Below are 16,673 nucleotides of genomic sequence, written 5' to 3' on the forward strand. Positions count from 1 at the left end.
TTTCGACGCATACGCTGGCGCTGGAGTACCCAACAAAGGTGCTTTTCCAAAAATGTTAACACCACAGCAGATTCTCGATTACGACAACAAGTTTAACGGTACAAATCTGGAATTACAAGATTATCTACTCGCAGGATCGAAATCTAACTGGGATATCACTCCAGAGGATGTTGATATGAGTAAGTATAATTACAACGCAAAAGACCGGGCTTCCTATTATCAAATAACAAAGGCGAACAAAGCCGGAACAAACTGGTTTGATGAGCTAACCGAAACCGCACCGATACAGTCTTATCAGTTGGCGGCTAATGGCGGTACTGATAAAGCGACCTACGCTTTTTCTGGGGGCTATTTAGACCAAAAAGGAACGATGATTCACACTGGATTTAGACGTTATAGCGTCCGTACCAATACACAGTTCAAAGCATTCAACGACAAATTCCGCTTTGGAGAAAACATGTCGTATACTTATACTGAAGGATACGGTATGGGGGTAAACACGAATACTGCTGGTAATTATATTGGGGAAGGTTCGGTGTTAGGTTTTGCTTACCGAATCCAGAATATTATACCGGTATATGATGAGGGAGGAAATTTTGCCGGCTCATTCGGAAATGATCATGGAAATGGAGAGAACCCAGTAGCAATGGCTTATCGCCGTAAAGATAATGTCAATCGTAACAACACCTTTTTCGGAAATGCCTTTGCAGAGTATGACATTCTCGATGGATTAACCTTACGAACTAGCTACGGGCTAAGATATGATAATTATAATGGTGTAAGTTACACCTACCCCAATCCGGAGTTCTCGGAGGGTAACTTCAACAACGGGATGAGTGAATATCACGGTTACACTACCGAGTGGACATGGACAAATACGTTAAACTATAAACCGCAGCTCGGCGAAGATCATAGTTTAAACGTTATGGTCGGTACTGAAGCAATAAAAAATCGTAATCGCGAAATTAGCGGTTCTCGAAATGGCTATTTTACCATGAACAATCTTGACTACCTGTATTTAAATTCGGGTAGCACGAATTTCAATAACGGTGGAGTAGGCTCTATCGGCACGATGTTTTCCATTATGGGTAAAGCTGATTACGCTTTCAAAGATAGATATCTACTAAGCCTAACTTTGCGCCGTGACGGTTCCTCAAACTTCGGTGAACAAAACCTGTACGGAGTGTTCCCAGGAGTAAGTGGAGCTTGGCGTATTTCCGAAGAAGAATTCGCACAGGATGCCGATTGGTTAACAGATTTAAAAGTGCGTGCCGGTTATGGTGTCACGGGTAACCAGCGCATTCCAAGTTCGCAGTTTTTAGATAGATATTTAGCCTCACTAACACAGTCGTCCTACCCAATCAACGAAGGCGTTGTAAATGGTATATGGCACAACTCCTACGCGAATCCAGACATAAAATGGGAACAGGTAAAAGCTCTAAACCTAGGCGTTGACTTTACCTTATTTAACGGAGATTTCGACGGATCGTTTGATTGGTTTGATAAAAAGACTACCGACATGCTCTTTCGAGTGCCATTACCAGCAGCAGCAACTGGACGTGCAACTCCTCCTTATCAAAATGTCGGGGACATGCGTAACAGCGGGATCGAGCTATCTTTGGGCTATCATTACGGACACCGTCAAGAGTCACCCTTTACCTTAGATCTTACTGCCAACATCTCTCGTTACGTAAACGAAGTTGTTTCGCTTGCTCCGTCAATTACCCAAGTAAATTATGGCGCCTTTAGAAGTATGGAGACATCGATTCTCAGAAAAGGAGATCCGTTTGGTGCCTTTTATGGCTACCAAGTGGCCGGTATCTACCAAAGTGCGGAAGACATTCAAAATTCGGCATCATACGCCGATGCTAGACCAGGCGGTTTAAAATATGCAGATATCAATGGCGATGGTGAGATTACTCCGGAAGACAGAACGATAATCGGCAGTCCGCACCCGGATTTTGTTTATTCATTAAATGTAAACGCTGCATACCAGAACTTCGATCTTTCTCTTTTCTTCTATGGATCGCAAGGCAACGATTTGTATGAAGCAACACGCTACTTTACGGATTTCGGCGTATTCAAAGGGCAAAAAAGCACAAGGTTATTAGATTCATGGAGCGAAACGAACAGAGGAAGCGATATCCCGTCTCTTGCGAACCCTAACGAGTCGACTAGCGCCTTAGAATATGCAACTTCGTCTTATTATGTCCAGGACGGCAGCTTCTTAAAGCTAAAAAATCTACAACTCGGTTACAACATCCCTACAAATAAATTGTTCGGCGAAAAGAGCTCCTTTAGCAAGTTTAGGGTCTATTTTGGTGTGACTAATTTGTTCACAATCACCAAATATGAAGGTCTAGACCCTGAGGTTACTGCGACACCTTCAGATTACCCAGCGTTAGGTGTTGACTTTGGAGCCTATCCACAAGCACGTCAATATACGTTTGGGCTTAATCTAGGATTTTAATCGGAAAACAATTAAAAAGAACGATCATGAAACGAAATAAATTAATAATTCTTTTAGGTGCTGGAATGTTATTAGCTAGCTCCTGTGGGAAAGAATTTTTACAGAAACTACCGCAAGGGGAACTCGCTGAGTCACAAGTAGGAAATTCGGACGGTGTAGAAGGAGCCTTAATCGGCGCGTACAGCATTCTGAATGGGAACGTTAGCGGAACTTGGGGAAATTATGGTTCAGCGCCTAGTCAGTGGGTCTTTGGCGAATTACCCTCGGACAATGCGCACAAAGGATCGGAATTAACCGATCAGACACCAATGAATATGATTGAGACGTACGGAACAATCAGTACCAACGATAATTTAAGCACAATGTGGCAAGTATATTTCGAAGGTGTCCTACGTTGTAATAATACATTGAAACTTTTAGCGAATGATCAAGCGGGGGCGAAAGAAATTACAGCGGAACGTGCAATCCAAATACAAGGCGAGGCAAGACTGTTACGTGCTCATTATTACTTTTTTATGTGGCGCGTTTTTAGAAATGTCCCTATCATAACTGAGGAAGTAAGCGCAGAAGAAGCAGAGACTATTGCCAACGATCAAGACGTATTACCATTTATCGAAGCGGATCTTAAATTCGCTATCGATAATTTACCGGAAACGAAAATTAACAATGAGCACGGTCGAATGGATAAAACGACGGCACAGGCTTATCTAGGGAAACTATATCTATATCAAAAGAAGTTCCCAGAAGCGTTAGTTCTTTTCAAGGAAGTCATGGCGGGGAAAGATCTTGTAGCCATGCCGTTCTGGAATAACTTCGACGTGACAAAAGAAAACGGCCCAGAGACAATATTTGTATCTAAGCATGCTATAAATGACAACGGTTCGTCCGACAATGCGAACGTTGGTGACATGCTATCGGGCTTGTATGGAAGTTCTCCAGTTGGTTGCTGCGGATTCTTCCAACCGACAATTGACCTTGTAAATGCTTATCGAACTGATGCCGATGGATTACCTATGCTGAATGGTGATTACAGGGAAGATCCTTACAAATCAGATCTCGGTAAAGCCGATACTTCGTACAGACTGGATGTAACTTTAAGATTTGACCCACGTTTAGATTATACAGTAGGACGAAGGGGTGTTTCTTATCTAGATTACGGCATTATGCCCGGTAACGGATGGATTCGTGACGCAAACTACGCGGGCCCTTTTGTGGGAATTAAAACAATGGTTCCACAGTCGCAATTCGCTAACGAGACCGCCCCAGGGGAGAAATATGTAACGGGACTGGATGTCAATATTATCCGCTTAGCTGATGTTTGGCTTATGGCTGCAGAATGTGAAGTAGAAGCTGGGAATCTGACTGAAGCTCTTAAACTGGTAAATGATGTGCGAAACCGTGCCGCGAATCTTGCTCCAAAGAAAACAGCAACAGGAGCGAATGCAGCAAACTACGTCGTTAAACCATACACGTCGTTCCCTAACCAAACCTATGCTAGAAACGCGGTAAGATTCGAACGACGGTTAGAGCTTGCATTAGAAGGTCACCGCTTTTTTGATCTAGTACGATGGGACATTGCAAAAGAAACAATTGAAGCGTATTCTACGTTCGAGGGAAGTTTCCTTCCTTCTTACAAAGGGCTAACTTTCAGCGATAACGACAAATATTGGCCTATTCCACAGGCAGAGATCGACCGTAGCAACGGTATTTTAAAACAGAATTAGACGTATCTTTAATAGGAAAAGGGAGAGGCAAACAATTGGTTCTCCCTTTTTCTTTTCTAGGGACCATTCTACCGAGTTTTTAGCACTGAACAATCGCATTTAAATAATTGAGAGTTTCCAAATAGAATTGGATTTCATATTGATATCATTATTGATAGTTCCCGTCTTTTCTTATTCTTACTAACGGAAATTTTCGCTATATTTACCTAACTATCGGAGGTTATGCCTGATTGCATGATACATCACAATACACCTTCTATAGTGACAACAACTTAAACTATAAACATTAGTCCACCTTAACAATGACGTTGCTCAATTTCTTGAACCCTCGCTTAGGGATTCTCCTTATGGCACTTCTAATCGGAAGTACAACCCTATCTTATGCGAACTCCGAAACTTCTTATTTTCAATTGAAAGTTTATCATTTTCAAACCTCTAAACAAGAAGCGACGATTGACCAGTTTTTACAAGAGGCTTATATCCCGGCGATGCACAAATTAGGATTTAAACAAGTAGGTGTATTCAAACCGCTGGATAACGCGAAAAAGGATGATAAACTAATATACGTCTTGTACACGAGTAATAATCTTGAGAACTTTGCAAGTTTGGATGCAGACCTACTAAAAGATGATCAATATCTTGAAAAAGGGAAACCCTATTTGGAAGCTAAACATGATGCTCCCCCTTTTTTAAGGATAGAGTCAATTCTAATGAAAGCCTTTCGAAGTAAGCCAAATATGTCGATTCCGAAATTAAATTCTGACAAAGCTAAACGAGTCTACGAACTAAGAAGTTATGAGGGACCGACTGAGAAGCTTTCGGCGAACAAAATTGATATGTTTAACAATGGTGAAATCGACATTTTCGAAAACCTAAATTTCAATGCCGTTTTCTATGGTCAGGTCATTGCGGGGAGCACTATGCCAAACTTGATGTATCTAACTTGTTTTGAGGATATGGCAGATCGGGAAGCCCATTGGAAAGCCTTCGGCCCACCCTACAAGGCGATGAGTGAATTGCCTCAATATCAAAATAATGTTTCTAAAAACGTGACAATTCTTTGCATGCCTACGTCTTATTCAGACTTTTAGATAACGCGTTATCACACACTCCTGTAGAAAGTTAAAGCTGGCGCTACATGTTTAGAACTGTAAGGTGAATGTGCTACCTTGACCTTCTTTGCTGTCGACAAAGATGTTGCCTTTATGCATTAACATAATTTGCTTACTCAAGGTTAACCCGACTCCCGTACCTGTTTTCTTGGTCGTAAAGAACGGTGTAAATATTTGTTCTTGAATCTCCGCAGACATCCCGATTCCATTATCTTGAATTTTTAATTGAATATGGCCCTTTGAATCGATCGCTGACATACTAATATAAGGCCGTTCAATTTCCTTCACGGCCTCGATTGCATTTAGCAGCAAATTGATAAGAATCTGTTCCAAAAGATTAAGATCCGCGCGGAGGATCAATCTCGTATTCTTAATAATAATGTCTACATCAATATTCTTCTGTATCAAGTTCGGTTCTAATAACTTATAAATATTCTCGAATAACTGGACCACCGAAATCTCCGACAGCTGGGGTTGGTCGACCTTATTTATCAACCTATAGCTTTTGGCAAACTGCAACAATCCTTCACTTCGCCGTCTGATAGTGAAAATCCCAACCTTTAGATCTTCAATATCCTGCTTTCCCTCCCAATGTTCCAGTCGGTCATGTAAGGTCTCCGCTAAAGAGCTGATAGGGCCTATGGAATTCATAATTTCATGAGTCAAAACTCTCAACAACTTATGCCATGCCTTCGTCTCTGTTTCATCAATCGCCTCATTAATATTCTGATAGACTATAATCCGGAACGCACCGTCTTGTGTCTCAAATCCCGAACTTTGCATATATAGCTTAATTTTTCCTTTGCTGGAATGAACGGTTTCCATGTGATGCTTTCCAACTTCCAGTTGCATTGTCATTTGGTGAAGTTCGGGGAGTTTTTTCTTCATTCCTTCTATGTTACCCAAATGAGGAACTTGAAATAGCTCTTTAAAAGCATCATTCAGCCATACGATCTTACCTGAATCACGATGATAAAATATAATTGCTGTATCTAACATATTAATTACCTTATTCAGGTATTGCTGCTGTAAAGCTTGATCGATACTAATACTTTTATATACCTCATTGATCTGGTTAAAAGCCGTATACAGTTGCCCTTCGACAGATCTCCGCCTTTTTATCACAAAGCGGCGCGTAAAATCACGATATTTTACTGCTTCCGAAAATTCAACTATTTGTCTTAACAGCAATCGTTGGATAGAGAGCCAGCGGTAAGCGATTAGAACTAAAAAGAAAAAGGCGAATCCGGCATATAAATAATAGCTTTTAAATAGCAGAAAAGCTACACCTACTGCAAATATCACCAGTAATAACATCTTGAAGAAATCCGTTAAGGCGTGGCGAGTCATCGATTATAGGTTATATTTTTCTAGCCTACGGTATAACGCAGCACGAGTAAGCCCCAATTCTTTAGCGGCCTTGCTGATGTTACCGTTATAGCGCTCAATTGCTGATTTGATGGCTTTTCGTTCGATTTCTTCCAAGTTATGAGAAGGAACCTCCGGTCCTGGTACTTGCATTGAGGCTTGCTGTTCTATTGGCGAAAACAGAATATCCTCAGGATGGATAGAAAGTTGCTCTGACATAATCACTGCTCGCTCAATACTATACTGTAATTCTCGAACATTTCCTGGAAAGTGATAATTCCTTAGTTTTATCAGCGCGTCTGATTCGATACCTGTGATATTTTTGTGGTATTTCGCATTATAGAACTTTAGAAAATGATTTGCAAGCAACGGAATATCGTCTGCCCGCTCACGCAATGCTGGAACCTGAATTTCTAGCGTGTTTATACGATATATCAAATCCTTACGGAATCTATTCTCATCTGCCAGGGAACGCAAGGGGACATTTGTTGCCGATAGCAAACGGATATCAACGGGAACAGATTGACTAGACCCCAGAGGCACGACTGATCTATTTTGTAACACACTCAATAATTTGGCCTGTTGTTGTAAACTAATGTTACCAATCTCGTCCAAAAACAACGTCCCGTTATCGGCATGTTCAAACCGTCCTTTTCTGTCTTCGCGAGCATCCGTAAAGGCTCCCTTTTTATATCCAAAAAGCTCACTTTCAAATAATGTCTCCGTTAACGAACCGACATCAACCTTCACAAAAGCTTCTTTGGCTCGCCTTGAGCGCTGATGAATTGCATTCGCGATTAAATCCTTTCCCGTTCCATTCTCGCCCAATATCAATATGTTAGCCTCCGTGGGTGCAATCTTATCCAATTTGTATTGTAGATCCTCCATAATCGCAGATTGGCCTACAATACCATTCTGCTCGCGAGGATTCTCAGCAAACCGTTCGCTTTTACTTGGTTTATTTTCCGCGTAAATGTCGCTGATTGTATTTAGAAGTTGCTCATTTAGCCAAGGTTTTACAACGAAATCTGATGCTCCCTGTTTTAAGGATTTAACGGCGAGGTCCACCGCGCCATATGCTGTAATCATGATTACATTAACTTTCGGAAATTGTGCCTTTATTCGTGACAGCCAGAACAGGCCTTCATTACCGGTATTAATCGCGCTCTTGTAGTTCATATCCAATAAAACGATATCAACTGAATTCTTTTCTAAGATATTCATCAATCGTTCAGGATTATGTTCTACTAACACTTCCTTTACATTGGGTCTTAATAAAATTCGTGTGGCAATTAATAAATCTTGGTCGTCATCAACAACTAGAATGGTCGCTTTTTTCATTTCAAGCTAAGTTACTTATAAATCTAAAGAACCAACATAATAATCGTTCACATATTTTTGCATTAACCATTGATATTGACTGATTATTAATTGACTACGCGTTGCGTCCAATTTATTTTTAGCTGTCAAATAAATGACCGAATTGCTGTTTCCTGACTCAAAGTGAACAGTTGCAATTCGAAAGGCCTCCGTATAACTTTGCTCTTGATTTCGTAGATTTAGCACATTTTTCCGGGAGGTAGCCAAATCAAATACGGCTTGCGCCGTTTTCATTCGCAGATCATTCATAAGAATGTCCCGGTTCAGTTGGGCTTCGTTCAACGATACTTGGGCCAATCTCACTTGTGTCCGAACCCTAAATTTGTTAAAAATAGGAACCGATAACGTTACGCCAATCCCTTTACTCAAGTTATTCTTAATTTGTGTAAATACGGCGCCTTCTCCTTTACTATAATTCGAACTCATCCCACCATTTAGAGAAAGGCTGGGCCACAGATCAGATTTTGCAAGTTTTACTCCGGCCTCCATCTCCTTGATTCTCCAATCCAATGCTTTAAATTGGGGCAGCGAATTCATGGATTGTTCAAACAGTAATTCGGCATTGGTCGCTTTAACTTCTTGAGACATATTGATGGGTTTCAACTCGCCTAAATGCTGCACATCTACGTTCATCAGTCCAGCTAATTCGACCCGCGCGGTATACAGTGTCTGCCGCGTTAACTCAACATTATTAAGGTCACTGCTATATTGACCTTTGATATCGTAGAAATCACCTGGATTGGTGGCTCCTTCTCTATTCAAAACTTCGTTTCTATGCAGCTGTTCCTTAGTCACACTCAGTTGCCCCTCAGTCTGTTTCAACATGTCTTGTGCCGTTAATACTTTCACGTACGCCTCGATTACATCTAATTTCATATCATTCACCGCCCCGTCATATTCTAGCTTTCCCGCATCCAATGCGTTGGATTTCATCCGTATGTTATGAAGGATATAAAAACCATTGAAAATTGGAACACTTAAATTCAGAGACTGACTCCCAGAACTGTTATTGTTGTCAATAAATTGATTAGTCGTCGGGTTTATGGTTTTGCCTTGAGAGATATTATGCGAGATACCACCGCTCAAAGATGGTAATCGATCATACTTCGCCTGTTTTCTTGCTAGCTCAGTACGGTCAACGTTCAGCTCGTCTCTTCTAAGTGATGGATTATTTCGGACGGCCTGTTGTACGCAATCGGCTAAAGACAGGTAATTACCCTGTCCTTGCGCCGTGCTAACTAAACTACAAACTAAACAAACAATATAAAGTAAATTACTTTTCATCTAAAACGTATTTCATGCTACATTTCACAGGGCGTGCCAAACAAACAACACGCTTACTTTCAATTAATTGCTGTTTCCACAATACTGAAATTGTTCGATGTCGAACAGGCTACTGTTCGCTTATGAACACCCATCTATAATAAATATACCGACATGAATAGCCCATTAATAATTGCAAATTACCTTCATTTTCTGTTATCCATTTTTGTCGTATACGCGTTTGTTCGCCACCGCACATATACTGTTCAGTTTCGGACAGTGGCGCGCAACTGAATACGAATAACAAATTAGATAACAATCACTTACAAACTTGGCATAACCTTGTATACAGAATAGTCAAATTTGAATATTGACGTAGATGGACAGACCGATTAAACAAAAGACGTGGAATACAAAACGGATTCTAACTTTAGCAGGAATTGTGGCTATAATCGCCTTGATATCTGCCAGTTACTATTATACTAGTGGAAACAGCAAACTAAATGTCGATGCAGAAAGGATCTCAATATATGAGGTTAAAGAAGATACCTTTCAAGAATTCATCCCAATTAACGGAACAGTGCTACCCATTAGTAGTATATATCTGGACGCATCGGTAGGCGGTCGAGTAGAGGAAAAATTTGTAGAGGACGGCGCTCAACTTAAAAAAGATGAACCTATTATGCGGCTTTCCAATACCGATATGGAACTAAGTTTGATACAACAAGAAACAGAAGTTTTAAACTTGTTAACACAGGCCCAAATAGCACAGACCAACGCGCAACAAGTGTCCATAAATAATAGAAACCAAATGGCAGACGTAGAGCAAGCGTACAAAGAAGCAGAACGAATCTACCATCTCAATAAGAAGTTACTAGCGGAAAAAGCAATTGGTTCACAAGAATATCAAAAATCTTTAAACGAATATAATTACCAAAAAGAACGTATTAACTTGACCAAGCAAATTCTGAAACAGGACGAAGTCTCAACAAATCAAAAGCTGAATCAGGACCGCGAAACGTATAAACGTACCCAAAATGCATTGGAACTAATGCGAAAAAAAGTTGGTGATTTAATCCTTCGCGCACCAGTGGACGGTCAGTTAACTTCGTTTGACGCAGAAATCGGACAAAACAAAACCCCAGGGGAAAGACTAGGTCAGATCGATGTGTTAACAGGGTTCAAAGTCCGAGCAGACATCGATGAACATTATATTAACCGAATCTTTCCAGATCTACAAGGTCAGTTTACAATCGGTAATAAATCCTATGATTTAAAAATTAAGAAAGTATATACCCAAGTAAAAGACGGTAGGTTTCAAGTTGATATGGAGTTTATTGGTGAACGTCCGCAGGGCATCCGGCGCGGTCAAACGCTTACGATCCGCTTAGCATTAAGTGATGAAACAAAGGCGATCTTACTAGCGAGAGGCGGATTCTATCAGCAAACAGCAGGAAATTGGATTTTTAAACTAGATAAAGACGGTAATACAGCTTATCGTACCGACATACAAGTCGGCAGACAAAATCCGGAATATTTTGAGGTTTTAAATGGATTAAAACCCGGAGATAAAGTAATCGTGTCAAGCTATGATACATATGACAAAATTCAAGAATTGAATATAAGGAAGTAAAATAAACTCATTTTTAATTAAGTTAAATTTGAAATGCTAAAAAACTATATCAAATTCGGATTCCGCGCCATCACTAGCGACAAAAAATCTGCTCTATTGCATATTGTGGGTTTAGGAATAAGCTTGGCTTCCGTCGTCTTAATTTCTTTATGGGTTAATGATGAGCTGACTTACAATTCTAAGTTCAGCAAATCCGACGAAATTTATCAATTGACGGCACAGTTTGAAACCAATAGTGAAAAATTCAATTACTCCGTGCCTTCACCGATCGCGGTATTTGGAAAAAAAGAAATTCCGGCGGTGGCGGATGCCTGCCGTGCGATATCCACACCTAAGATGTCCTTCGGAAATGGCCACTTAAAATTTGATGAGGTAGGTATTTATGCCGATGACTCGTTTTTTAAGTTATTCGATCTTCCATCAAGGTTTATAAACGTAAACCAGCCCTTTTCATCTGAAAGAGCTCTTGTCATTACCAGATCACTGGCAAAAAAATATTTCGGTAAGCAGGATCCGCTAGGGCAAACCATAGAGATACAATTGGATTGGATTCTGAAAACAAATAAAGAGCATTTTGTTATATCAGGTGTCATCGACGATTTTCCCGAAAATAGCTCGTTGAATGGAGATTTCATATTACCCATAAGCCTATTACAGGATATCACAGGTGAAAACCTTCAAGATAAGTGGGGAGACTTTCAATACGATGTGTTTTTCCTATTACATAAAGACGCAGATCAACATGAAGTTGCGGATCAATTAACGTGGATGCAAAAGAAACAATTCGGCAACCTCGACACTTCTGTTTCAAGCAGCGGCCTCTATCGAGATTTCAGCTACCACCTACAGCGAATAACCGAATCAAAACTATATAAGCCAAATGGACGAGCAGACGGTATTCAGTTAGTTTACACGTTTTCAGGAGTTGCTTTTATCATCCTGTTAATTGCCTGTATGAACTATGTCAATTTGGTAACTGCAAAGATGACGAAAAAAAGCCGAGAGATGAGCTTAAGGAAAATAGTAGGGGCAAGCAGAAAAGACCTATTTTTCCAATACACCGTCGAATCGAGTATTATTTTTTTTATAGCGCTACTTTTTGCGATCACATTAGCCAATCTTTCAATGCCAATCTTTAATATGTTGTCCAGAAAAAACTTGGCTATAGATTTTCTCTCAAACGACATATATATAATATTCGTGCTTACTTTTTCCACAACGTTCATTTTCGCGGGCATTTACCCTGCGATTCTCTTCTCACGCAATAAGGTCGTAAACTTACTCAAGACTGAAATAACTCCCCTTGGCAGTAAACAAAACGTACGTAAGCTTTTAGTCGTTATCCAATTTTCTTTCACCGTAATTCTGATAGTATCGACAATAGCATTTAAAAATCAACTAGATTTCATGCGGCAAAAAAATCTTGGATACGACAAAGAGAACGTGTTCCTGTTTGAACAAAAAAATTTTCTCGAACATTACGATGCTATTCGTAACGAGTTAGAGAAGCAATCTGGAATTCGAGGGGTAACGGCAGCGAGTAGTGATCTCAGTAATTTCGGATCAGAAACCGCAGATATCAGTTGGGCAGGTAAATCTCAAGATCAGAGAAACTTCTTTATTACACAGGTAAGTATTGATCGAAACTTCACGGAGGTAATGGACATACGACTTACGGAAGGGATCGGCTTTACAGGAACTGCTGCGGACAGCAGCTACGCAATCATTAATGAAACTGCTTTGAGGGAAATGGGAATCAAAGACCCTATCGGAAAAACTATTCAATTCCATCAACGCGAATTAACCATTGCGGGTGTTGCAAGGGATTTCAACTTTAACGATTTAAAAACCGAGATCAAGCCTTGCATATTGTTTATGGGAATGGGGTATGCTTTAGGTGGCATGTATGTAAAAGCTGCTCCGGGCAATGCCGATGTAGCGTTAGATGCAGTACAAAAGCTATGGACAAAATATAATCCAGAAACCGACTTTAGTTACTTCTTTTTAGATGAAGCCTTTGACCGATTGTACAAAAAAGATATCTTAAGTACACAACTAATAACAGTGTTTTCTGTTCTCGCTATTCTATTATCCTGCATGGGGCTAGCGGGTCTAATTACATTCACAACGGAGACTAAACTGAAAGAAATCGGAATTCGAAAAACTTTAGGGGCTTCTGTTTACGGTATAGTTCTTTTGATTTTAAAAGATTTTCTGGTTCCTGTGTTCATCTCCATAACAATCGCTTTTCCTATTTCCTGGCTTATCATTTCCCGATGGTTAGATAACTATGTATACCGGATATCACTAGACTGGTGGATCTTTATGCTATCAGCTCTAATAACACTAGTTTTGGTCCTTCTAACGGCTGGTAGGACATCAATCAAGGCCGCAAAAATGAATCCCGTAAATTCGTTACGAAACGAATAATTCCATTATTACAATTAATTTAACAAAAACACCATGATAAAAATAACAAATCTCCAAAAATTCTATCGCACCGAAGAAGTGGAAACTGTCGCATTAAACGATGTAAATATTCATGTAAAAGAAGGTGAATTTGTAGCAGTTATGGGACCTTCGGGATGTGGAAAGTCTACTTTATTAAATATTATCGGGCTTTTGGATGATTTAGATGAAGGTAGTTATCTTTTCAACAATATAGAGGTCGCTAAATTCAAGGAAAGCAAACGTTCGGATTTGCGTAAGCATAACATCGGCTTTGTATTCCAGAGTTTCAATCTCATCGACGAGTTGACAGTATTTGAAAACGTGGAACTTCCGTTAGTTTATACCAAAGTACCTGCCGCTGAGCGGAAACGCCGTGTAGAGGAGGTATTGGAAAAAGTACAGATTATGCATCGTCGCAATCACTTCCCACAACAGTTGTCGGGAGGGCAGCAGCAACGTGTTGCTGTGGCACGCGCCGTAGTTAATAACCCGAAATTAATCCTTGCCGATGAGCCTACAGGAAACTTGGACTCCAGCAATGGTAACGAGGTTATGCAATTACTAACCGAGTTAAATGAATCTGGAACTACCATCATCATGGTTACCCATTCTGAACACGATGCGAAATTCTCAGATCGAGTAATCAGAATGCTAGATGGTCAAGTAATATTAGAGACTGCAACAGCGCTAGAATAGTATTGGCGTCGACACTACTCAGAGGCCTTGAAGGCAAAAGACACTAAGATATTAACAGTTGTACCAGATATAGAAATAAGACGTAACAAATCCGTAGGAACCGAACAATAAGAAAATCGCCGTTCTCATTCCGTCGCCTAACAATCTAAAAAATGGTAAAAAATTATTTCAAAATAGCATTTCGGAATCTCAAGAAGAATAAGGGATTTACCGCAATCAATATTATTGGGTTAGCGATCGGTATGGCGGCAGCTATATTAATCTTTTTGTGGGTAAGTTCACAATTAAATTTTGACAAGATGTATCCGAAAGCGAATCAGCTGTACGCTGTTGGGTCAATAGAGCCTTCAGATGAAGGCTTGTCTGTCTGGTTCTCCACACCCAAACCGTTGGCCTCAGTCGTGAAAAATGACATTCCGGAAGTTAAAACGGTTAGTAGAGTCTCTAACACAGGAGGGTTTCTATTTACCATAGGTGATAAGAAAATAGTAGCCGGCCCCGGACGGTTCGTTGATTCAACTTTTTTAGACCTGTTTGCGTTACCTGTGCTGGCGGGCAATCCTAAATCTGCCTTAAAAAACCCCTCAAACATAGTGCTTACTGAGGGTTTCGCATTATCATTCTTTGGTTCCACCGATATTATTGGAGAAACTATTAAGATTGACAGCTCTGAATATGTCAACGTCTCAGCAGTTATAGAAGACATACCGTCTAACAGTAGATTTGCAGACGCAGAATACCTTCTTCCTTGGACTTTTATGGAGAAAATAGGGTATTCTGACGAAAGCTGGGGAAATAGTTCTGTTGCCTTATTTATTGAACTAGATCAACACGTTAATTTAGAATCGGTTCAACAAAAATTTAAAAGAATCACCAAAACACACAGCGAGCTTAAAACGGAGAACTTTTTAAAACAAATTAATGAGCAATATTTATATTCCGAATATAAAAATGGCGTTGCTGTGGGGGGACCGATAGAAATGGTCAAAATATTCATCATTATCGCAACATTTATTTTGCTTATAGCATGTATTAACTTCATGAATTTAAGCACCGCCCGAAGTGAAAAGAGAGCGAAAGAAGTGGGTATCCGTAAGGTAGTGGGTGCTCATAGAGTATCCCTAATATGGCAGTTTTTATCCGAATCTTTATTATTGGCCTTCGCGTCAGGGGTAATTTCCGTTTTAATAGTAATATTGCTCCTACCTTCATTCAGTGATTTGGTTGGTCGCAAACTGTCCATTCCTTTTAACGATTTACGTTTTTGGTTGTCATTTATCAGTTTTGTTTTGTTTACAGGGTTCTTAGCTGGTAGCTATCCCGCATTCTTCTTGTCGTCTTTTCAACCAATTAAGGTCTTAAAAGGGAAGTTTATCCATATCCAACAAAAATTTAATCCTCGGAAATCCCTTGTAGTGACCCAGTTTACTATCGCCATAGTTCTAATCATCAGCACCTTGGTCATTCGACAACAATTGCAACATGTTCAAGAGCGAGATTCAGGATATAGTACGGAAAATATTATCTATTTATCTGAAAAGGGGGATATTAAAAAGAATGTGGAATTAATAAGACACGTTTTAATTGAAAAAGGTATTGCCAGTTCAGTTAGTAGAACCATGTCGCCGATGACAGAACGTTGGAGTGGTTGGGATGGTTTTAGCTGGGACGGGAAGGATCCTAATAGTATCATTCAATTTAACCGTCAATCTACCGATAGCAAAATTGTTGAAACTATAGGTTTGGAGCTAATCGATGGTAGAGACTTTGATCTAAATAAATTTCCAACCGATTCTATGTCTGCAATTATTAACGAAACCGCAGCGAAAATAATGGGGTTTAAAAATCCCATAGGCAATTATTTCATGGATGGCGAAGATAAGTTTCTCATTATAGGTGTGGTTAAAGATTTTATCCAGGAATCGCCTTTTAGATCAGTTTTGCCGACTGTTATCGAGGGTGCGCAGCGTTGGTTAAATACAATTCATATTCGTTTCAATCCTGAAATTGAGACCGGAGAAGCGTTAAGGAAAACAGAAGAAATATTTAAACAGTTTAATCCTGATTATCCTTTTGAATATCATTTTCTCGATGAGGCTTACGCCAAAAAATTTGAAGAAACAAAAAGAACAAGCAAATTAGCCACGATATTCACCGGGTTGACCATTTTTATTTCATGTTTAGGTTTATTTGGCCTAGCAGCGTACATGGCAGAGAGCCGAACGAAAGAAATTGGTGTACGTAAGGTTCTGGGAGCTTCGATTTTTTCGGTTACAAAAATGCTTTCTCAGCAGTTCATAATCTTAATTTGTATTTCTTGCGTTATAGCGTTTCCCTTAGCATACTGGGCAATGGCCGAATATCTATCCGGTTATGCTTACAGGACAGACATCAATTGGGAAATATTTGTTATAACAGCTGCGTTGGCAATTGCTATAACATTATTAACCGTCAGCTATCAATCCATCAAAACTGCACTAGCTAATCCGGTAGATAGCTTGAGAGACGAATAGCATAGATGGTAGTAGAAGATGGTGGCGGTAAATGTAGTCTAGATCGGATCATCCGGTATAAGA

10 protein-coding genes are annotated in these 16,673 nt (G+C 39.9%); 7 read left to right on the plus strand and 3 right to left on the minus strand.

Annotation, left to right across the window (positions count from 1 at the left end):
• The 3 genes from HP439_RS06595 to HP439_RS06605 all read left to right on the plus strand — a co-directional run.
• A partial coding sequence (locus HP439_RS06595; RefSeq protein ID WP_172389551.1) for a SusC/RagA family TonB-linked outer membrane protein occupies positions 1-2,470 on the plus strand: 2,470 nt, incomplete at its 5' end.
• 26 nt (positions 2,471-2,496) lie between these two features.
• A complete protein-coding gene (locus HP439_RS06600; RefSeq protein WP_216657783.1) occupies positions 2,497-4,194 on the plus strand; it encodes a RagB/SusD family nutrient uptake outer membrane protein in 1,698 nt (565 codons plus the stop codon).
• 347 nt (positions 4,195-4,541) lie between these two features.
• Positions 4,542-5,285 (plus strand): NIPSNAP family protein, encoded by a 744-nt coding sequence (locus tag HP439_RS06605; RefSeq protein ID WP_246229291.1) that lies wholly within the window; start codon positions 4,542-4,544, stop codon positions 5,283-5,285.
• A 51-nt stretch (positions 5,286-5,336) separates the two neighbouring features.
• Here HP439_RS06605 and HP439_RS06610 read toward each other — a convergent pair whose 3' ends face one another.
• Genes HP439_RS06610 through HP439_RS06620 form a run of 3 tightly spaced genes read right to left on the minus strand, consistent with a single transcriptional unit; the run spans position 5,337 to position 9,338 of the window.
• Positions 5,337-6,656, minus strand: coding sequence for a sensor histidine kinase (locus HP439_RS06610; RefSeq protein WP_172389553.1), 1,320 nt, complete (start codon positions 6,654-6,656; stop codon positions 5,337-5,339).
• Between the two features lie 3 nt (positions 6,657-6,659).
• Positions 6,660-8,015 (minus strand): sigma-54-dependent transcriptional regulator, encoded by a 1,356-nt coding sequence (locus tag HP439_RS06615; protein WP_172389554.1) that lies wholly within the window; start codon positions 8,013-8,015, stop codon positions 6,660-6,662.
• 15 nt (positions 8,016-8,030) lie between these two features.
• Positions 8,031-9,338 (minus strand): TolC family protein, encoded by a 1,308-nt coding sequence (locus HP439_RS06620; protein ID WP_172389555.1) that lies wholly within the window; start codon positions 9,336-9,338, stop codon positions 8,031-8,033.
• 358 nt (positions 9,339-9,696) lie between these two features.
• On the opposite strand from HP439_RS06620, the gene HP439_RS06625 reads away from it, so the two are divergent.
• From HP439_RS06625 to HP439_RS06640, 4 genes are all read left to right on the plus strand, one after another.
• Positions 9,697-10,950 carry an efflux RND transporter periplasmic adaptor subunit gene (locus tag HP439_RS06625; protein ID WP_172389556.1) on the plus strand — a complete coding sequence of 418 codons (1,254 nt, stop codon included), beginning with the start codon at positions 9,697-9,699 and terminating at the stop codon, positions 10,948-10,950.
• 33 nt (positions 10,951-10,983) lie between these two features.
• Positions 10,984-13,380 (plus strand): ABC transporter permease, encoded by a 2,397-nt coding sequence (locus HP439_RS06630; RefSeq protein WP_172389557.1) that lies wholly within the window; start codon positions 10,984-10,986, stop codon positions 13,378-13,380.
• A gap of 33 nt (positions 13,381-13,413) precedes the next feature.
• Entirely contained in the window at positions 13,414-14,097 is a 684-nt protein-coding gene (locus tag HP439_RS06635; protein ID WP_172389558.1) for an ABC transporter ATP-binding protein, read from the plus strand.
• Between the two features lie 152 nt (positions 14,098-14,249).
• Positions 14,250-16,610, plus strand: coding sequence for an ABC transporter permease (locus HP439_RS06640; RefSeq protein WP_172389559.1), 2,361 nt, complete (start codon positions 14,250-14,252; stop codon positions 16,608-16,610).
• The last annotated feature ends 63 nt before the right edge of the window (positions 16,611-16,673 follow it).

Source organism: Sphingobacterium shayense (assembly GCF_013179575.1).
GTDB classification, from domain to species: domain Bacteria; phylum Bacteroidota; class Bacteroidia; order Sphingobacteriales; family Sphingobacteriaceae; genus Sphingobacterium; species Sphingobacterium shayense.